The organism is Blautia sp. St.27G3, from assembly GCF_059728505.1.
This window is the reverse complement of the sequence record NZ_BAAGFO010000001.1, coordinates 1447561-1466406: the sequence shown is the minus strand read 5'-3', so window position 1 is coordinate 1466406 and position 18846 is coordinate 1447561. Positions and strand designations below refer to the sequence as shown.

The 18846-nt window shown below is 45.5% G+C and carries 23 protein-coding genes, 1 tRNA gene and 1 pseudogene; 19 read left to right on the top strand and 6 right to left on the bottom strand.

Going from position 1 to position 18846, the window contains the following annotated elements:
* The first annotated feature begins 3 nt into the window (after positions 1 to 3).
* The 7 genes and pseudogenes from AC6I2O_RS06805 (at position 4) to AC6I2O_RS06775 (ending at position 4652) form a co-directional block, all read left to right on the top strand.
* Entirely contained in the window at positions 4 to 204 is a 201-nt protein-coding gene (locus AC6I2O_RS06805; RefSeq protein WP_497742178.1) for a hypothetical protein, read from the top strand.
* A 109-nt stretch (positions 205 to 313) separates the two neighbouring features.
* Entirely contained in the window at positions 314 to 1918 is a 1605-nt protein-coding gene (locus AC6I2O_RS06800) for a recombinase family protein (RefSeq protein ID WP_497742177.1), read from the top strand.
* Positions 1919 to 1972: 54 nt separating this feature from the next.
* Positions 1973 to 2314: pseudogene (locus AC6I2O_RS06795) on the top strand (site-specific integrase); the annotation flags it as partial.
* A 205-nt stretch (positions 2315 to 2519) separates the two neighbouring features.
* The gene (locus tag AC6I2O_RS06790; protein WP_120391148.1) at positions 2520 to 2993 is read left to right on the top strand and encodes a low molecular weight protein-tyrosine-phosphatase; all 474 of its coding nucleotides are present in this window, start codon (positions 2520 to 2522) and stop codon (positions 2991 to 2993) included.
* An 80-nt stretch (positions 2994 to 3073) separates the two neighbouring features.
* Positions 3074 to 3559, top strand: coding sequence for a deoxycytidylate deaminase (locus AC6I2O_RS06785; RefSeq protein ID WP_120391147.1), 486 nt, complete (start codon positions 3074 to 3076; stop codon positions 3557 to 3559).
* A gap of 14 nt (positions 3560 to 3573) precedes the next feature.
* Positions 3574 to 3990 (top strand): C-GCAxxG-C-C family (seleno)protein, encoded by a 417-nt coding sequence (locus AC6I2O_RS06780; protein ID WP_120391146.1) that lies wholly within the window; start codon positions 3574 to 3576, stop codon positions 3988 to 3990.
* 56 nt (positions 3991 to 4046) lie between these two features.
* Complete coding sequence (locus AC6I2O_RS06775) at positions 4047 to 4652, top strand: peptidylprolyl isomerase (RefSeq protein ID WP_120391145.1); 606 nt, start codon at positions 4047 to 4049, stop codon at positions 4650 to 4652.
* A 92-nt stretch (positions 4653 to 4744) separates the two neighbouring features.
* Here the strand turns inward: AC6I2O_RS06775 and AC6I2O_RS06770 are convergent, their stop codons facing one another.
* The 3 genes from AC6I2O_RS06770 to AC6I2O_RS06760 form a co-directional block, all read right to left on the bottom strand.
* Positions 4745 to 5236 (bottom strand): QueT transporter family protein, encoded by a 492-nt coding sequence (locus AC6I2O_RS06770; protein WP_120391144.1) that lies wholly within the window; start codon positions 5234 to 5236, stop codon positions 4745 to 4747.
* A 277-nt stretch (positions 5237 to 5513) separates the two neighbouring features.
* Positions 5514 to 6059, bottom strand: coding sequence for a Uma2 family endonuclease (locus AC6I2O_RS06765; protein ID WP_120391143.1), 546 nt, complete (start codon positions 6057 to 6059; stop codon positions 5514 to 5516).
* Positions 6060 to 6104: 45 nt separating this feature from the next.
* Positions 6105 to 6293 carry a hypothetical protein gene (locus AC6I2O_RS06760; protein WP_120391142.1) on the bottom strand — a complete coding sequence of 63 codons (189 nt, stop codon included), beginning with the start codon at positions 6291 to 6293 and terminating at the stop codon, positions 6105 to 6107.
* A 325-nt stretch (positions 6294 to 6618) separates the two neighbouring features.
* Here AC6I2O_RS06760 and AC6I2O_RS06755 point away from each other — a divergent pair, with 325 nt between their 5' ends.
* The 6 genes from AC6I2O_RS06755 (at position 6619) to AC6I2O_RS06730 (ending at position 10082) form a co-directional block, all read left to right on the top strand.
* Positions 6619 to 6831, top strand: coding sequence for a hypothetical protein (locus AC6I2O_RS06755; protein ID WP_497742176.1), 213 nt, complete (start codon positions 6619 to 6621; stop codon positions 6829 to 6831).
* 222 nt (positions 6832 to 7053) lie between these two features.
* Positions 7054 to 7266 carry a hypothetical protein gene (locus tag AC6I2O_RS06750; RefSeq protein WP_120391141.1) on the top strand — a complete coding sequence of 71 codons (213 nt, stop codon included), beginning with the start codon at positions 7054 to 7056 and terminating at the stop codon, positions 7264 to 7266.
* A 104-nt stretch (positions 7267 to 7370) separates the two neighbouring features.
* On the top strand, positions 7371 to 7787 hold the full coding sequence (locus AC6I2O_RS06745) for a tyrosine-type recombinase/integrase (RefSeq protein ID WP_497742175.1): 417 nt from the start codon (positions 7371 to 7373) through the stop codon (positions 7785 to 7787).
* A 128-nt stretch (positions 7788 to 7915) separates the two neighbouring features.
* On the top strand, positions 7916 to 8110 hold the full coding sequence (locus AC6I2O_RS06740; RefSeq protein WP_497742174.1) for a site-specific integrase: 195 nt from the start codon (positions 7916 to 7918) through the stop codon (positions 8108 to 8110).
* A 43-nt stretch (positions 8111 to 8153) separates the two neighbouring features.
* Complete coding sequence (locus AC6I2O_RS06735) at positions 8154 to 8771, top strand: flavodoxin family protein (protein ID WP_120391356.1); 618 nt, start codon at positions 8154 to 8156, stop codon at positions 8769 to 8771.
* 228 nt (positions 8772 to 8999) lie between these two features.
* The gene (locus AC6I2O_RS06730; protein WP_497742173.1) at positions 9000 to 10082 is read left to right on the top strand and encodes an aldo/keto reductase; all 1083 of its coding nucleotides are present in this window, start codon (positions 9000 to 9002) and stop codon (positions 10080 to 10082) included.
* A gap of 30 nt (positions 10083 to 10112) precedes the next feature.
* Here AC6I2O_RS06730 and AC6I2O_RS06725 read toward each other — a convergent pair.
* A protein-coding gene (locus tag AC6I2O_RS06725; protein ID WP_497741782.1) for an IS3 family transposase occupies positions 10113 to 11257 on the bottom strand; the annotation gives its coding sequence in 2 pieces (ribosomal slippage) (positions 10113 to 11014 and positions 11014 to 11257; 1146 coding nt in all).
* Between the two features lie 49 nt (positions 11258 to 11306).
* On the opposite strand from AC6I2O_RS06725, the gene AC6I2O_RS06720 reads away from it, so the two are divergent.
* Positions 11307 to 11432, top strand: coding sequence for a 4Fe-4S binding protein (locus AC6I2O_RS06720; protein ID WP_497742496.1), 126 nt, complete (start codon positions 11307 to 11309; stop codon positions 11430 to 11432).
* 35 nt (positions 11433 to 11467) lie between these two features.
* On the opposite strand, the gene AC6I2O_RS06715 is transcribed toward AC6I2O_RS06720, so the two are convergent.
* Positions 11468 to 12436, bottom strand: a complete 969-nt coding sequence (locus tag AC6I2O_RS06715) for a calcium/sodium antiporter (RefSeq protein ID WP_120391138.1) — start codon at positions 12434 to 12436, stop codon at positions 11468 to 11470.
* 314 nt (positions 12437 to 12750) lie between these two features.
* On the opposite strand from AC6I2O_RS06715, the gene AC6I2O_RS06710 reads away from it, so the two are divergent.
* The 4 genes from AC6I2O_RS06710 (at position 12751) to AC6I2O_RS06695 (ending at position 16139) form a co-directional block, all read left to right on the top strand.
* Positions 12751 to 13707: a TatD family hydrolase gene (locus AC6I2O_RS06710; RefSeq protein ID WP_497742172.1), complete on the top strand. Its 957-nt coding sequence runs from the start codon at positions 12751 to 12753 to the stop codon at positions 13705 to 13707.
* Positions 13704 to 15641, top strand: a complete 1938-nt coding sequence (locus AC6I2O_RS06705) for a helicase-related protein (protein ID WP_120391136.1) — start codon at positions 13704 to 13706, stop codon at positions 15639 to 15641. The genes AC6I2O_RS06710 and AC6I2O_RS06705 overlap by 4 nt, the downstream gene beginning before the upstream one ends.
* An 88-nt stretch (positions 15642 to 15729) precedes the next feature.
* Entirely contained in the window at positions 15730 to 15990 is a 261-nt protein-coding gene (locus AC6I2O_RS06700) for a GNAT family acetyltransferase (RefSeq protein ID WP_497742171.1), read from the top strand.
* 76 nt (positions 15991 to 16066) lie between these two features.
* Positions 16067 to 16139, top strand: a tRNA-Thr gene (locus AC6I2O_RS06695).
* A gap of 139 nt (positions 16140 to 16278) precedes the next feature.
* Here AC6I2O_RS06695 and pckA read toward each other — a convergent pair.
* Entirely contained in the window at positions 16279 to 17883 is a 1605-nt protein-coding gene (gene pckA / locus AC6I2O_RS06690) for a phosphoenolpyruvate carboxykinase (ATP) (protein ID WP_120391135.1), read from the bottom strand.
* A gap of 304 nt (positions 17884 to 18187) precedes the next feature.
* Between pckA and AC6I2O_RS06685 the strand changes: the two genes are divergently transcribed.
* Positions 18188 to 18832 (top strand): trimeric intracellular cation channel family protein, encoded by a 645-nt coding sequence (locus AC6I2O_RS06685; protein ID WP_120391134.1) that lies wholly within the window; start codon positions 18188 to 18190, stop codon positions 18830 to 18832.
* Positions 18833 to 18846 lie beyond the last annotated feature (14 nt).

Genomic DNA, 18846 nt, shown 5'->3' with positions numbered 1-18846 from the left:
CAGTTGTTTGATAAGATGATATCGTCGGGAATCCAGCCAAAAGAGAAAGGAATCCCAACGGGATATTTTATAGAAAAAGACGGTCAGACTTCTTTTGTCTGCGGCAAAAACATTGTCCATCTTACAGAGCATTTCAGCGGGAAGAAACAGACCGTGGAAACCCTTGCGGAGAATGTCATGCGGTACGAGATGAAAAAACCATAAGAAAAATATTGTTGCAGTGATGGAAAAACAGCCTGCTCCATGCTATAATAGATTCATGCAAGCAGTGTATTGTGGCAGGCTGTTTCCAAAGGACAGGAGGTTAAAACAAGTGAAACAGCAGCAATACAATACAGCGTTATATATGCGTTTAAGCCGTGATGACGAGCTGGAAGGGGAAAGCGCAAGCATTTCCACGCAGAAACAGATACTAAGGGATTATGCAAATGAGCAGGGATTTTTAGTCGTAGACGAGTACGTGGACGACGGATTTTCTGGTACGAATTTTGAAAGACCAAGTTTTAAACGCATGATTGAGGACATAGAGGACGGGAAAATCAACTGCGTTGTCACAAAGGATTTGTCAAGGCTTGGCAGGAACTATATCCTCACAGGGCAGTACACGGAGCTTTATTTTCCGAGCAAGGGCGTAAGGTACATCGCAATCCATGACGGCGTTGACACGATAAGGGAGGACAACGACATCGCCCCATTCAAGAACATCGTCAACGAATGGCAGGCAAAGGAAACAAGCCGCAAGGTGAAAAATGCGATGAAAGCGAAATTCAAGAACGGGGAATACATCGCCCCTGTCGTGCCAATCGGCTATAAAATCAACCCTGCCGAGAAAAACAGGCTTGTCGTTGACGAGGAAACGAAGTGGATTGTGGAGAAGATTTTCGCACTTGCGGCGCACGGATACGGGGCGAACAAAATCTGCCGCACCCTTGCCGCCGAGAAAATCCCGATACCCGCATGGTGGGCATCGCAGAAAAACGGCTACAAAGCGAACATTTTTGAGGGACAGCCAGAGGGCAAGAAATACCTCTGGAACATCGTTACCGTAAGCAAAATCCTTCAGAATGAAATCTATCTGGGCAATACCGTGCATTACCAGATACAGAAACTTTCCTACAAGTCAAAGAAGAACGTCAAGCGACCGAAAGAGGACTGGATGCGGATTGAGAACACCCACGAGCCATTGGTTGACCGTGAAACATGGGATTTAGTGCAGGGGCATATTAATTCCCGCAAACGCAGCCGAAAGGACGATGAGCCACAGATATTCGCAGGGCTACTCAAATGCGGCGAGTGCGGGTGGAGCTTATCGGCGGCAAACACAAAGAACAAGTCGAGGTATTACCGCTGCACGCAGTATTCCGCACATGGGAAAGAAGCGTGTTCCCTGCATTTCATCACATACAATCTGCTCTATGCTTTTGTTCTCGGACGGTTACAATACTGGCTGATGGCGGTAAAGGAGAATGAGGACGCCATTCTGGAACGGCTGCTGCAGAGCAGCAAGAAACAGCGGAAGTCAGAGAATGCCCGTGATGAAAAAGAACTGAAAAAGGCGCAGAAACGCAGGCAGGAATTAAACAACCTCTTTGCGAAGATGTACGAGGACAGGGTAAAAGGGCTTCTTGACGAAGAAAACTATTCCATGCTCTCCGTCAAATACCGCACGGAGCAGCAACAGCTTGATGAAACAATTAAGACCGTATCCGCAAGGCTTGAGGATGCCAAAGCGGAAACGGATGACGCAAAACGGTGGGTAGACTTAATCCAAAAATACAGCGCCATTGACGAGCTTACCGCCCCGCTTTTGAATGAGCTGATTGAAAAAATCGCGGTCCACCAGTGGAGGAAAGATGAGAATGGCAAAAAGGTATGGGACATTGAGATTTATTACCGTTTTGTTGGGAAGATTGATTAGATACAGGAACTATGGGGAATGTGCCATTTATGGCAGTTCCCCGAAGGATTATCCTTAAGTAAAGTAAAGCGGGTACGGCACAATACCGAAGCCAATTATAATATTGTGGTAAACATTTTTAAGAAAGAGGATTTCGGAAAGAAGCGAGTCGACAAAATAAAGTTGTCGGATGCAAAATGTTGGCTTATTAAATTGTAGCAGGATGGAAGCGGTTACAGTTCCATTCATTCTGTGAGGGGTGTTGTCAGACCTGCTTTTCAAATGGCTGTCGATGATGATTTGATACGCAAGAATCCGTTTGAGTTTCAGCTTGCCTTTGTGTCACAGGACAATCATTTTTGCAGATACTATGACGGAATCTACATTTTATTTAAAACAGGACTTCGTATCTCTGAATCGGTTATGATGATGCGAAAGAGGAACTGAAACGGGTGGCAAATGCCGAGTAGTAAAAATAGCAATATCACACTCAATTTACTACTTTTGAGGTCAAAGATATGCTAATTTAGACTACAATATGCCACGGACGAAAGGCTAAAGCAAGACGCAGGAAAAGCCGATAAATCAAGGAAATACAGTAAATACAAGGAGTTTCAAAGATATGATAAAAATATTATTCGTCTGCCACGGCAATATCTGCCGCAGCCCAATGGCTGAATTTATTTTCCGCGATCTCGTAAACAAACATGGCCTTAGCGCGGAGTTTGTAGTTGCATCAGCGGCCACAAGTATGGAGGAAATCGGGAATCCGGTTTATCCGCCGGCAAAACGTAAGCTTGCCGAGTATGGAATCCGTGCGGAGGGGCATCATGCCAGAAGAATGGAGCGTCGTGATTACCAGGAATACGATTATTTGATCGGAATGGAGCAGTATAACATTCGCAATATGATGCGTATTCTGGGAGATGATCCGCAGGGGAAGGTGAGTCGTTTGCTGGATCATGCCAAGCGGCCGCGGGATATAGATGATCCGTGGTATTCTGGGGATTTTGAGACAACGTATAAGGATATACTCGAGGGGTGCGAAGCGTTGTTGCAGGAAATTTTGAATACTCGTGTTGGAAAAGAACGGTAAACTACCAGGCAGCACGTATAAACCATAGAGAAAGAAGGAAAAATGGCGTGAAAGCCAGATTATTTACAAGGAGGAGGAAGATGGAGGAGAAACGGAAAGGCTATATTTCCTGGGATGAGTATTTTATGGGAGTTGCCAGATTGTCAGGCATGCGTTCAAAGGACCCGAATTCTCAGGTGGGCGCCTGCATTGTCAGCGAGGACAATAAGATTTTGTCAATGGGATACAATGGGTTTCCGAAGGGATGTTCGGACGATGAGTTTCCGTGGGCACGGGAAGGAGAAGTATTGGATCAGAAATATCCTTATGTGGTGCACAGCGAGTTAAATGCGATTTTGAATTACCGCGGCGGAAGTCTCGAGGGCGCGAAGCTTTATGTGTCACTCTTTCCGTGCAATGAGTGCGCGAAGGCTATCATTCAGGCGGGGATCAGTACGATTGTCTATGATGAGGATAAATATCACGATGCGCCGACGACGATCGCGTCAAGACGAATGCTGGATGCAGCAGGCGTGCGGTATTATCAGTATCAGAGAACAGGACGAAAAATAGAATTTGTAATGTGAACGGAGGAGAAAATATGTTAAAGGATCTGGCTCAGAAATATTATGATATGGACTATAATTGTGCGGAATCCATGGTACATGCCGGAAATGAGTATTACGGCCTTGGACTTAGCGAACATGATATGCGTATGGTGGGCGCGTTTGGAGGCGGTATGCAGGTGGGAGATGTGTGCGGAGCCCTGACAGGGGCAGCGTGTGTGATCTCAGCGAAATATATTGAAACTCGGGCGCATGCTCAGAAGCAGGAGCTTCATGATGTGACTTTGAAGCTGGTACGCGCATTTCAGGAGAAATTTGGATCAAGGCTTTGCGGTAAGATCAAAGCAGAATATTTTGAGAAAGAAATCCGCTGTTTGAATACCGTTCAAACAGCCGCAGATGTGTTGGAAAAGGTGATTGTGGATTATGACAAAGAGCGGACACAGGCATAAAACGGGTACAGGCATAAAATAGGAAAAAGGAAGAACAGAAATAGGAGATACAGGAAATGAAAAAGAACACCAGAGCAATTATATTTACATTTGTGTTTGGCATGACGGCCCTTCTGGCGACAGGATGCGGCGCAAAGAAGGAGGATACCGGAAGCGGTGCAGCAGGAGACGGCGTGAAAATCGCAATTGAAGTGGAGGATTACGGAACGATTCATGCTGTTCTGGACAGTGAGAATGCGCCGGAGACGGTGGAAAATTTTGTAAATCTTGTGAAGGAAGGATTTTATGATGGCCTGACGTTTCATCGGATTATTGACGGTTTTATGATACAGGGAGGAGATCCGAATGGGGATGGTACAGGAGGCTCCGATCAGAAGATCAAGGGTGAATTTTCACAGAATGGTGTGGAGAATAAGATTTCTCATAAACGAGGCGTTCTTTCTATGGCGCGCGCACAGGATATGGACAGTGCCAGCTCGCAGTTTTTTATTGTACAGGCTGACAGTGATTTTCTCGATGGCCAGTATGCAGGCTTCGGGCATGTCATAGATGGAATGGATATAGTGGATGAGATTTGCGAAAAGGTTACGGGACAGGATGCAAATGGAGTCCTGCCAAAAGAAGATCAGCCGGAAATAGTGAGCATCCGGATCGTGGAATAAAGGCATCGCATTCCATAATAATATGACAGAAAAACGGATAGAGAGATTCAAGATGGTGAATCAATTCTATCCGTTTTTATATGCAACAGCCTTTAAATAGTGGCCTGTTTAAAGACGACTGCTCTGCACTTTTCAAGGGCAAACAACAGGGCCATACCCATAACACCGCAGGATAATACTTCTCCGATTCCCACAGTCAGCATCATAAATGGAATCGGAAGGGGTACTCCATAACCGTAGCGTAGTACAAACGGAACAATCAGAGCGTTTGCTGCTACAGGAGGAACAGGTGCCAGGTAACGTCTGTGGCGAAGCAGGTATGTAAATACCGCTGCAATCAGCGTGGCGAGGCTTCCGAAGATGATATCTACCGGAATAGCGCCGCCGAGCGTATTCCCGATGATACAGCCGACAAACAGGCCCGGAATTGCCGCAGGCGTGAAGTACGGGAGAATGGTCAGCGCTTCTGATACACGAAGCTGAATTTCTCCGAACCCAAAGGGGGCAAACACAACCGTCAACACGACGTAGATGGCAGCGATCGCTGCGCCTTGAACGAGGAACAGTACTTTTTTGTCTTTCATATTCAGTTTTCTCCTTTAGTTTTGTTTTACGAGTGGAAGGTCTCGAACACTCGACTCATTTAACGCCGGGAATCGGCGGCAAGCCCGGAAAGACCTTGTTTTTATGGGCTCTGCAACGGAACGAAGTATAACACGATTTAGGAATAAAATCAAGTCAAGTACCAAATTACTAAATTTTAAGCCGGAAATAGGCGCTGAGAACCGGTACAAAATATTAAAAGCAGCAGGCGTGTGTTGACTACCTGCTGCAATGAGTTTTTAAGATTGTTGTCTAATGTTAAAAATTGAATTTTGAAAAATCAATAATAAGATTGTCATAGATGCAGGGCTTTATCGTGTCGGCAAATGTAAAGCGTTGGGCGAGGATTTGATTCTCAAAATTATATACTGTAATTATTTGATTTCTGGGATCAACTATCCAGTATTCCCGGACGCCTGCAGCTTGATACTTGTACAGTTTAACAACATAATCATTCATTGGATTGCTGGGAGATACGATTTCAATAATCCAGTCAGGGGCACCATTGCAACCTTTGTCGTCCAATTTAGAGGAATCACATATTACACTGATATCTGGCTCAAGATAATTCGTGTCGTCCTCATCCAGAAAAACAGCGAATGGAGCAGGATAGACCTCGCAGGGACCGTTGCGTTCAGAAATATAGTTGTAAATGGCTGCGTGCAACGCACTTAATATTTGCTGATGTTGGCGAGTAGGTGGGGCCATGTAATAAATCTGACCGTCAATGAGTTCTGCCCTGGTTCCTTCTGGCAGGTTGTAAATATCCTCAATGGTGTAAAGCTTTTCTTTCGGTAATGACATAGAAACACATCCTTTCATAGATAGTATGGAACTGATGGAATAACGTTATTCAACTTCACGTAGCATTCTTTCATCGATGGCTTTTTTGATGTAGCCATTCACTTTTTCACCTGCTGCATCGGCGGCAGCTTTGATTTCTTCGTATTTTTCCTTTTGGACATCTAAAGGAATACGTTTTATGCTTTTCTCTCTGTACTTTATGTTGGCCTTTTTTTGCGCTTCTGTTAATGGCATTAGGTTCACCTGCTTTCTTTGTTGAAGGAGCTGGCGGAAAATGTAGACACCTTCTCTATTATGCAGTAAGTATATCATATAATTCAATATATGGACACATACAAAATAGACAAATATGTGTACGTATATTTGTGAGATGTGTCAATTGATAAATGTGTACACATATTTATAATAAAAGCAGTTAAAGGAAGAGCAAACGAACATCCCGAAAAGATGTGAAGCTGAAAACCATATACCTGTGAACCAACGATTACGGCGGCAATAGTCAGGAAGATGATTTGACCGGAGTTCTTCTGAAAGACAATAAAATGCAGGAGGTAGCACAATGAAGAAATACAATTTAAGCCACATCATGACAAAGGCATGGACACTTTTCAGAAAGGCAGAGATTACATTCTCAGAAGCTCTACACAGATCATGGCTGAGTGTAAAGGCGGCAGAAATTAATCAGATGCGCATTGAGGAGGTAAAGTCGGTCGCAGGAGTCAACGAAGAGATAAACACAAGGAACGGCTGGAACAACTGGGGTATGAAGTAATTCATGGCAGCAGGGCCTTATTTGGTACGGAACTGATCTGGGGAAGCAAGGGAAGTGGAGTCACTTATAAAGCAAGGTTTTTTGGAGCTTCACAGGTTCAGCCAGTATAAAGAAAAAGCCCTTATCAGAGCGGCAACTCCGATAAGGGCAGTAACCCGACAACCAATCATGAAAGCCGGATAGTGTTATTTTATCATACTTCCGGGGATAAGGAAAGACTTTATGAAAAGAGATTTATATGATTTGTCTGCGGAAATTAGCGGGTTAGCAATGATAATTACAGGTTTATCTAAACAATTATTGAATAATAAAGCTGATCCATTAACTCCACAATCAATACATGACGCTCTTTTTGGAATATCAAATTATTTAGAGCGAATAGCGGCTGATTTGGAGGAGCGCGCAGCTATAGAGGATGAGGGAAAGTATGAGTAAACCGATGAACAAAGAAATTATGTTGATTAGCATCAAAGGGGGATTAGCTGGAATGGTTCAAATGGCCTGCTGCCCTGTTTATCAAAATAGAAAGGCGGTGTAGTATGGCGGTTGATAAACGTGGTAGGAAACTTCCTAAAGGTATACAGCAACGTTATGACGGATATGAAGCAAGCCCCATGATAAAGGGAAAGAGATATCTTGTCCATGGTAAGACAATTGCAGAAGTGCAGCAGGAGGTGGCAGAATTAAAGTATAAGCTTGCGCATGGATTATTTGTTGAAAAGAAAAAGGTTACGTTTGGAGAATGGTTTGATACCTGGATACAAGAATATAAAAAAAGGCGTGTGAAAACTGGGACACTGGTATCATATCAAAAATATTATAATGGTTGTATAAAACAGCGATTTGGAACCACATACATTACGATATCCGTGGGGAACATATTCAGAAATTGTATAATGATCTGGCAAGAGAAGATTATGCTATATCAAGTATTAAAATTGTATCTGCAGTATTAAATGGATGTTTTTCCCAGGCGCTAAAGAATGGACTAATTGAGAGAAATACGATTGATGCGGCTACACTTCCGCGCCAGACGGAAAAGAAGACACGGCAGGCGTTAACAAAAGAGCAGCAGGAATTGTTTATGGCATATGCGAAAGACAGTTATTTCTATAATTTCTTTGCTGTTATGCTCCGGACTGGTATGAGGAGCGGAGAAATGCGCGGGTTGAAGTATGCAGATATTGATAAGAGATTGCGCGTTGCAGTAGGAGTATGGTATGATAAAACCAAATCAGTTCCGTTTTCAAAGGAGATATTTAACCCGGAAGCGGAATAGGAGTAAATGACGGATGAATGGCTCACAGAATGGAGGATTTGATATGAAAGTATTGATGATCAACGGCAGTCCCCATGCAGAGGGAAATACGTATGTGGCTTTGCACGAGATGGAGAAAATTTTTGCAGACGCCGGTATTGAGACAGAGATTGTGCAGGTGGGAAATCAGGCGGTTCGCGGCTGTATTGCCTGTGGCGGATGTGCAAAAAAGGGACATTGTGTGTTTGAAGATATTGTAAATGAAACAGCGCCGAAATTTGAGGAATGTGACGGACTTGTGGTGGGGACGCCTGTGTACTATGCATCTGCGAATGCGACATTAGTTGCGTTTCTGGACCGTCTGTTTTACAGCACGCATTTCAATAAAACTATGAAAGTTGGCGCAGCTGTGGCAGCCGCAAGGCGCGGCGGTCTTTCAGCGACGTTTGATGAGCTGAACAAGTATTTTACCATTACAGGAATGCCAATCGCATCAAGCCAATACTGGAACAGCATTCATGGCCGTACGCCAGGGGAGGCAGCGGGGGATGAAGAGGGGCTTCAGACCATGCGGACGCTGGCGCGGAATATGACCTTTTTGATGAAGAGTATTGCACTTGGAAAAGAGGCGTATGGGCTGCCAAAGAAAGAGGATTTGGTACATACGAATTTTATAAGGTAGGGGTTTTTTGAAGGGAGGACGTCCCCTGGTAAGTGATACAAAAACGGGGTTCCGACAAACAAGTCACCCCTTATTTTGTATCACTTACCAGGGGACTGACTTTAAAAAATTGAAATTTTATAGGAAAATATACCTATTGATTGAACCACAAGCACTCAAGAAGGTATACTTAATTAAATTGCTGATGTTCATTAAAGTTTCATTATACAATACTATGGAGGAGGAAGCATGGATATGAAATATCGTGAGCTGGGCAATACGGGATTGAAAATCAGTGAGATTGGTCTTGGTTGCGAAGGGTTTGGGAATGATAATTGCGGGGAAACAAGGCGGCTGATGGATGCCGCACAGGAATATGGTGTGAATTATATTGATCTTTATACGCCTGATCCCGGGATTCGGGCAGCGGTTGGAGAGGCATTAAAAGGAAGGCGCGATCAGTTTTATTTGCAATCTCATGTCTGCTCTGTGTGGAAAAACGGCCAGTATATGCGGACACGCTGCATTGAGGAAGTGAAAGCGGGTATGAATGAGATGCTGGAGCTGTTCCAGACGGATTATATTGATGTGGGGATGATCCATTATGTGGATTCCATGGAGGACTGGGAGCAGATTGTTGGGGGACCGGTGTTAGAATATGTTCTGGAATTAAAAAAGAGCGGTGTGGTTCGTCATATCGGTATGAGCAGTCATAACCCAGAGGTGGCGCTTGCTGCGGTAAAGAGTGGGTATATAGAGGTTTTGATGTTCAGCGTAAATCCGTGTTATGATCTTCAGCCAGCCGGGGAGGATGTAGAAGAACTCTGGAATGGAAAGAATTATGAGCAGCCTCTCATCAATATGGATTCTGAGAGACAGGAGCTTTATGAGACATGTCAGAGACTTGGTGTCGGGATTACGGTCATGAAAGCATTTGGCGGCGGTGATCTGCTAGATGAGAAGCTTTCTCCGGCAGGAAAGGCTTTGACACCGGTTCAGTGCCTGCACTATGCCTTGACCCGTCCAGGAGTTGCCAGTGTCATGGCGGGAGCGCACAGCGTAGAACAGCTGAAAGCGAGCGTTGCCTATGAGGATGCGTCAGAAGAGGAGAAGGATTATGCGCTGGCGTTTGCCTCCTTCCCAAATATCAGCTGGAAGGGGCACTGTATGTATTGCAGCCACTGCGCGCCGTGCCCGAAGCAAATCGACGTTGCGTCAGTGACTAAATTTTTGAATCTGGCTAAGGCACAAAAAGAAATGCCGGAGACCGTGCAGAATCATTATGAGCTGCTCGCACACCATGGCGGATGTTGTGGTCAAGCATTTTTGTAACGCTTATGACTAAAAAAATCAGCTTTTAATTTAAGATGCAAACCGTACCTGATAAGGGGTGCGGTATCCATTATAGCTGTGAGGGCGGATGTGATTATACGTGACATAAGCAAATTCTTCCACTGCCCGATACAGTGCCTCCTCTGTCTGGAAATCGTACAGATTCACACATTCATTTTTCAATGTATTGAAATATCTTTCCATAGGGGCGTTGTCATATGGACATCCTGCTTTGCTCATACTCTGTGTCACATGGACAGATTCACAGAATTCTACAAATGCCTTTGACGTATACTGGGAACCCTGATCGCTGTGGAGTATCAGTTCTCCATTGATCCGGGACTGTGATTCCAGTGCTTTCTTCAAAGTCCGGATAGCAAGACTGCTGGTGATCTGGCGGTCTGTCTCGCTTGCAATGACACTCCGGTCATACAGGTCAACAATGCTGCAATTGTAGCGCACTTCTCCATTTTTCAAAAACAGATACGTGAAATCTGTACACCACTTCTGATTCGCCCTGCCTGCACAAAACTTTTGCTGCAGCCTGTTTTCAAAGATTTTGTGCGGTTTTTCACGCCGGCAGCCCGGTTTCTTTGGGCGGACAAGGGAATACAGCCTCATTTCCGTATTCATGTACTTATGTACGGTAACCGTGCTGTAATGGCAGCCCCTGCGCGCCAGATAGACAGTCATGGTCCGGTATCCTGCTACCCCGTTATGCACATGGTAAATTTCCCTGATCTGCGCTTTTACTGCTTCTTTTTGGGCATGATAAGCCGCCTTCCGGTGTTTCCGGTAGTTGTAATACGCATTCGGACAGATGCCAAGCCGCCTTAGCAGCCAGCGGACCCCGAATTCTCTGTGATGTTCTTCTATAAACCGATAAGCCTCTAATCGATTTCTTTTGCGAAGAATGCCGCTGCTTTTTTTAGAAACAGGTTCTCCTTTCGGAGCTCCTCATTTTCTCTTTTGAGCTTAAGCATCTCCTTCATGTTATCATACTCTGTTTTTGTATCGGGGCTTGTCCGGCATTCTTCTTTGAATTCATTGCACCAGCGGCGCAGCGTTTCTTTGGAGATGTTATACTCCGCGGTGATGCTTTTGATTGTTCTTCCTTCTTCCAAACGGAGACGGACAATCTTTTTCTTAAACTCGGGAGTGTAATTCTGTGGCATAATAGGTACCTCTTTTCTTGTGATTTTGATTATATCTTATTAGCCACTTCTGTTACAACCTTACTTTATCACAACAGGAGAATGTATCAGCTGTGGGGCATGCGAGAGCCGCTGTCCGTTTGAAGTGCCTGTCATGGAAAATATGCGACAGGCAAAAGAACTGTTTGGAAAATAAAGTTGTTGCATGCATAGGGAGATACCTGTGCGGACTTACATTGCAAACTGGAAAATACAGTAAGCCGCATAAATGGCAAGCAGTACAATACCCTGTACGCGTGAGAGTCGTTTGCGTAGCAGAGCCGGTACTGTCAAAAACAGCATGACAAAGATCATAAGCGGTATATCAAGCACGAGGGATGCATTTTTTCCAGCAATCATGGAGCCTGTCGGGACTTGGAAAGGAGACAGGGTTACGGAAATACCGGAAACCAGCACCAGATTGAAGAGGTTCGCGCCGATGACATTGCCAAGAGAAAGTGCGCCGTATCCTTTGACAAGCGAAGTAATGGCAGTTACAAGCTCAGGCAGTGAAGTACCAAGTGCAACGAAGGTGAGCGCGATTACAGATTCCGGAACGCCAAGTGCCTGTGCGATCAGTGTGCCATTGTCCACCAGCAGGTCAGCGCCCACAGCGATGATTCCGGCGCCAAGTATCAGGAACAGAATGTTCTTTCCAATGGAACTTTCTGCTTCCGGTTCTGTGGCTTCGGCTGAGACACTGTGAGGCGCATTTTTCATTTCCAGAATAGTATAAACGATATAAATCAGGAAAAGAAGCAGCAGGACAATTCCGCTTGTCCGGCTGAAATATCCGGTACTGTAAGCGACGAAAGAATAGAAAGAGGCTGCTGCGATAAAAAAGAGTACCGGTGCAAGCAACGATTTTGGTTCCACTTTTCCGGGACGCACAGCAACGGTAAGCGCGGCAATCAGGGAAGTATTACAGATAATTGAGCCAATCGCGTTTCCGTAGGCAATCTCGCCGTGTCCGCCAAGTGCGGAGGTAGCGGATACCATAACCTCCGGAAGCGTTGTGCCGATGGAAACGACAGTAGCACCGATTAAAAGCTCCGGAATGTGAAAGTGGTGTGCAATACCGGTGGCTCCGTCAACAAACCAGTCACCGCCGGAGATCAGCAGGACAAGCCCGACAATAAAAAGAAGTACAGGAATCAGCATAAAAAGTCTCCTTGTCGTATTATTTCCAGTATAGCGTCTTTTCGATTAGAAAATGGTGCCATATGTGTATGGATGCTATACAATTTTATGTATATTTACGGGAGTGCCTGTTTATGAGTTTTCCCTGTAGTAACAGGTAAAAAACAGGAAAATCTTCCCAGATGAAGAAGAGTATAGCATCAAAGACAGAGGTTTTCAATTGCAAGTTTTCGGATTATAATTTCTTATATGTTTTGAAGGAATCTGCTCTTGTGGGGGATAGGGAATTGTATTATAATTAATATGTAAATTCACATAAAGGAAAACAGTGGAAAATGACATCAGAATGGAAACTGGACAGGCGGATGCGTTTGCTGGATATGCATGCGCATCTGTTTTGTATGGCCGATAGAAACGGAAAGACAACAGATGAAAACATGCTGCGTACAATGGCGGAATGGGAAATTACGCTGCGCCGTGAGATGGGTGTGATTACCTTTTTGAGCAGTGGAACGCCATGGGAATGGAAATTTATGAGGCAGTTTGCACGCAGTGAATCGCTGCTTTTCAGTTTCGGGATTCATCCCTGGTATGCGGAACAGTATATGGCAGTCGAACAACGGGATCTGGAAGATGCGTATCGGATGTGTGATGCGGTGGGCGAAATAGGGATGGACTGTGTCTGGTGCGAGATTCCGCTTTCTGTTCAAAGGGCGGTTTTGGAGCGTCAGCTGCAGATTGCAGCAGATCTGAAAAAACCGGTGATCTTGCATACCAAGGGAATGGAAGCTGAAATTTCAGATATGCTTCAGGGGTTTCCGGAGCCGGTGTGTGTGCACTGGTATTCCGGAGATTTGAAGAGTTTAGAGAAGTTTTTGGAACAGGATTGTTATTTTACCCTGGGACCAGATCTTGCCGGGAGTGTAGCAGGAGAAGAAAAACGGCTTGTAAATGGCTTGGAGGATGCAGAAAATTCAGGTCTCTCTGTATGGTCCGGCGAACGGGCCGGTCGGGAATTGTATCAATATATGCTCTGGGAGATTCCCGTGAACCGTCTGTTTGTGGAAACGGATGGCGTTTCCGCCATTGCATGGGCAAACGGACAGGAAGATGCAGAATTTCAGGAAATACAGAAGGTTCTGGATAGAAATATAGATTGTATTGCAGCTGTGAAAAAAATGCAGGGAGATGAGCTTCGCGAAAGAATGTGGAAAAATCTGATAAAGTTTCTCGGGAAAAGCGAAAAGGGACTGGAAGAGGAATTGCAGAGCGAGGCACGGATGAGATTATGATACAGACAAAGAAAATGGTTCAGTTTTATGTTTCGCAGTATGAACAGCAGATGAAAAGACGGCAGAAAAAAGCGGTAAATTACATCGATTTTCCAGGCAGGGTGGAACGGCTGAACAGAACTCTGAAAAGTGCCAGACCTTCGCGGGTGAACAGCGCCGTGCTGGAAGATTACCATAAACAGATTAAAAATATAGCGGTTTACGCTTACCGGAAGCATCAGGAGGCTGTGCTTGAGTTGGTAAAACAGCAGATGATACCAAAGCTAGTACAGCTTGACGTCGCTTTTTTGCTTCCGGAGCAAAGAGAGGGAATAGACGGAGAATTTTTTGCATTTCTGCGCAGACAGATGCCTGGAAAAATCTGTGCAAAGTCGCTGTTTTCGCTGTACCCCTTTTATCGGCAGCATCAGCTTACGAACAAAATTCTGGATCTAGTTCCGGCGCGCCCTGAACTGGAATTTTCGGAAGTTCTTGAGATGCGGCGACATTTTGTTCTGCACATTGGTCCGACGAACAGCGGAAAGACGTTCCGGGCTCTGGAACGCCTGAAAACGGCAGGACGGGGCGCCTATCTGGGGCCATTGCGGTTGCTGGCGCTGGAAGTCTATGAAAAGATGAAGGAATACGGTGTTCCGTGCACCATGCTGACAGGACAGGAATGCATTGAAGAGCCGGACAGCCGCGTGGTCGCTTCAACCATTGAGATGGCGGACTATGATGAGCTGTATGATATTGTGGTGATTGATGAGGCGCAGCTTATGGCTGATACAGACCGGGGACATTCCTGGACAAAGGCCATACTTGGCGTGAAAGCGCGTGAAATTCATGTCTGTACGAGCCCTGCGGCAGAAGGGGTGTTGAAACATCTGATCGAGCTGACCGGTGATACGTGGGAGGCGCATCGGTACGAGCGCAAAACGTCGCTTGTTTTTGAAGATCTGGCCTTTGATTTTCCGGAAGATGTCCGCAGAGGAGATGCACTGATTGTATTTTCCAAAAAGTCAGTGCTGGATGTCGCAGGACGTCTGGAGGAACGCGGAATCAGTGCCAGCGTGATTTACGGAAGCCTGCCGCCGGAAATACGGCGCCGTCAGATGCATTTGTTTACGAGCAAGCGGACAGAGGTAGTTGTTTCTACGGATGCGATTGGCATGGGGCTGAATCTCCCGGTTCGCAGGATCGTTTTTTTGCAGGCAGACAAGTTCGACGGCACAGGCCGGAGACCGCTGTGTACGTCAGAAATCCGGCAGATTTCCGGGCGCGCAGGGCGTTTTGGTATTTATGATACAGGCTATGTCAATGCAATGGGGGAGGAGATGCTGCATGAGATCCGTGAGAAATTCGAGGATGAAGAGCTTCCGCTTACAAGGGTAAATCTTGGTTTTCCTCAGGTACTTCTCGACCTTGATGAGCCTTTGAATGAAATTTTAAAGGTATGGCATTCGGTAGAACCCTCCAAACCATTTGAAAAAGAAAATGTGGAGGAGGCATTGTTCCTCTATGAACGTGCGTGCAAGGTGAGGGCGCGGATTGAAGGATTTGAAAACAAACGGATTCTTTATCGGATGATTACCTGTCCGATTGATATCAAAGATCGACGTGTCGTTGGTTTGTGGCTTGATTATTGTCAGAACTATTCCGCAGATGTCTCGTTAGAGCGGCCAAAGCTTGACCGGCGGGACCGGGGCGGTATATTGAAGTATGAGACGTATTACAAGCAGCTGGATTTGTACTATCAGTTTTCCCATCGTATGGGCAAGATTGTGGATGAAAAGTGGCTGCGGCAGGAGCGGGAGAAAACAGAAGCCAGTATCATGCGTTATCTGACAAAAGGAAAGGCAAATTATATTGCAAGATGCCAGTACTGCGCAAAGCCGCTTCCGCTTGGTTATCCATATCGGACCTGTCAGGCCTGTTCGCAGTTGCCGGAATGAGTGGCAGAGTTACCGGGACAACAGTAGGGAAGAGCGTGGGAGACGCGGTATAAGATCATATAAAGCTGAACTTGGGAGGCTGATGGAAATGGAGGAAATTTCTTTAAAAGGAATGTTTACGCTTGCACTCGTCAAAAAAGAGTGCTTTTGCGGTTCCTTTGGAGATATGCGTTACAGGCTGTGCAAAGAGGAGGAGAAGTTGTGCGCTTCGGTTTATCCAGAACCATACTGCTGGGAAGCTACGCCGGAGGAGCAGAAACAATCAGAGTATTTTGATTTGTCTGATGAAGGGATCGAGCAGGCAGTGGCGTGGCTCAATCAGAAATATAAGGAGAATTTTTCAGATTAGGTCTGTGAAATGTACAAGATTTCCTTGACAGTTGCAAGGAGGTGTGGTAAAATTATAAACCGTAACGAACAGTTATGCTGATGTGGCACAGTCGGTAGCGCACCTCATTGGTAGTGAGGAGGTCACGGGTCCGATTCCCGTCATCAGCTCTGAGAGAGCCCTGGTTTCCAGGGCTTTTTCGTTTGCTAGGAAAAAGGAGGCTTTCGCACGAAATTGAATGAGTGCGAAAACCTCCTTTTTTAATAATTTTTATGGATATAAATGATCCAAAACTTTCAGAGTTTCTGATTATAACTGCGGACCAGCGGAAACAAGTGCTTTTCCAGCGTCGTTGCCTTCATATTTTGCAAAGTTCTTAATGAATCTCTGAGCCAGATCTTTTGCCTTTGTCTCCCACTCGGAAGCGTCAGCATATGTGTCGCGCGGATCAAGAATACCTGTATCTACGCCCGGAAGCTCTGTCGGAACTTCAAAGTTGAAGTACGGAATCTTCTTTGTCGGAGCGTTCAGGATATCGCCGTTCAGGATTGCATCAATGATACCACGAGTATCTTTGATGGTGATACGCTTGCCTGTACCGTTCCATCCGGTATTTACAAGGTATGCCTTTGCACCGTTCTGTTCCATCTTCTTAACAAGCTCTTCGCCGTATTTTGTCGGATGCAGCTCAAGGAATGCCTGTCCGAAGCAAGCGGAGAAGGTCGGTGTCGGCTCTGTGATTCCACGCTCTGTACCAGCAAGCTTAGCTGTGAAACCTGACAGGAAGTAGTACTGTGTCTGCTCCGGAGTCAGAATAGATACTGGCGGAAGTACGCCGAAAGCATCTGCGGACAGGAAGATTACGTTCTTAGCTGCCGGTGCAGCGGATACCGGACGAACAATATTCTGGATATGGTCGATCGGGTAGGATACACGAGTATTCTCTGTAACGCTCTTGTCGTTGAAGTCGATCTTGCCTTCTGCATCCAGTGTTACGTTCTCAAGAAGAGCGTTGCGCTTGATTGCATTGTAGATGTCCGGCTCAGACTCTTTGTCAAGATTGATAACTTTTGCGTAGCAGCCACCTTCGAAGTTGAATACGCCGTTGTCATCCCAGCCGTGCTCGTCATCACCGATCAGGAGACGCTTCGGATCTGTGGACAGAGTTGTTTTACCTGTTCCGGAGAGACCGAAGAAGATCGCTGTATTTTCACCGTTCATATCTGTATTTGCAGAGCAGTGCATGGAAGCGATGCCCTTCAGCGGCAGATAGTAGTTCATCATGGAGAACATACCTTTTTTCATTTCTCCGCCGTACCATGTATTGATGATAACCTGCTCACGGCTTGTGATGTTGAAGACTACAGCTGTCTCGGAATTCAGGCCAAGTTCTTTGTAGTTTTCTACTTTTGCCTTGGAAGCGTTGTAAACAACGAAGTCCGGCTCGAAGTTTTCAAGCTCTTCGTCAGTCGGCTGGATGAACATGTTTTTAATGAAGTGAGCCTGCCAAGCAACTTCCACGATGAAACGGATTGCCATACGTGTGTCTTTGTTTGCGCCACAGAATGCGTCAACAACGAACAGTCTCTTATTGGAGAGTTCTTTGAGAGCGATTTCTTTTACAGCATCCCAGCATTCCTGTGAAGCCGGATGATTATCATTCTTGTATTCGTCAGAGGTCCACCATACGGTATCCTTAGAATTGTCATCCATTACGATGAATTTGTCTTTCGGTGAACGGCCTGTGTAGATACCAGTCATTACGTTGACAGCGCCAAGTTCACTTTCCTGACCTTTCTCAAAACCTTCCAGTTCCGGTCTGGTTTCTTCCTCGAACAGCATTTCATAAGAAGGGTTACGTACGATTTCAGTGGTTCCGCTGATACCATACTTGCTTAAATTGATCTCTGCCATTTTTCATAATCTCCTTTTTCGAAAAAATAGTGTGTAGTTGCTCGACGATAACTGCCTGCAGATGCAAAAACGCAGGACTTACGTATCTTATTTGCTATGGAAGCGAGGTTACCGCTTCCCCTGTTTCATAGTATACATAATAAAAAAATAAAATCAATAAAAATTCTTCAGTTTTTTGAAAAAAGATAATAATTTAACAATCTTTTGGACCCATACAGGCTGATTATTGAAAGATTTGACAGTGGAAAATATGCGTTATAAAATGATACGAAAAAGGGAAGGCTGATTTTAGAGAGGAAGAACGATGGTTTATTCGGATATGATCGTTTTTGCAATGGAAATCATAGGTACGGTAGCGTTTGCAGCATCAGGGGCGATGACAGGGATTCAGCGAAGGATGGACTTGTTTGGCGTAAATGTGCTTGGTGTCACAACCGCCGTGGGCGGAGGTCTGATCCGGGATCTGATTCTGGGAATTAATCCGCCGGTCATGTTCCAGAATCCGCAGTATGCCTTGACTGCTGTGCTTACATCAACAATTCTGTTTCTTTTTTTGTATGTAAGGACAGAGGGGGGATCAGGAAAATACGGAAGAACGCGGGAACTGCTTTTGCTGACAGGGGATACGATCGGTCTTGGAATTTTTACGGTGGTAGGAGTCCATACGGCGATTACGGCAGGGTATGGGGGCGATCGGTTTCTGTTGATTTTTGTGGGAGTAATGACGGGAGTGGGAGGCGGAGTAATACGGGATGTACTTGCGGGCAATACGCCTTACATTTTTGTGAAACATGTTTATGCTGTGGCATCTTTGACAGGCGCCTTGTTTTATGTAGCGCTTCTTCCGTATCTTGGCGGACTTTCGTGTATGCTGATGGGTGCGGCGGCTGTGATGCTGATCCGCTTTCTGGCAGCGCATTACCGGTGGAATCTGCCGCGGATCAGATAGCCGTCATCTGGTGC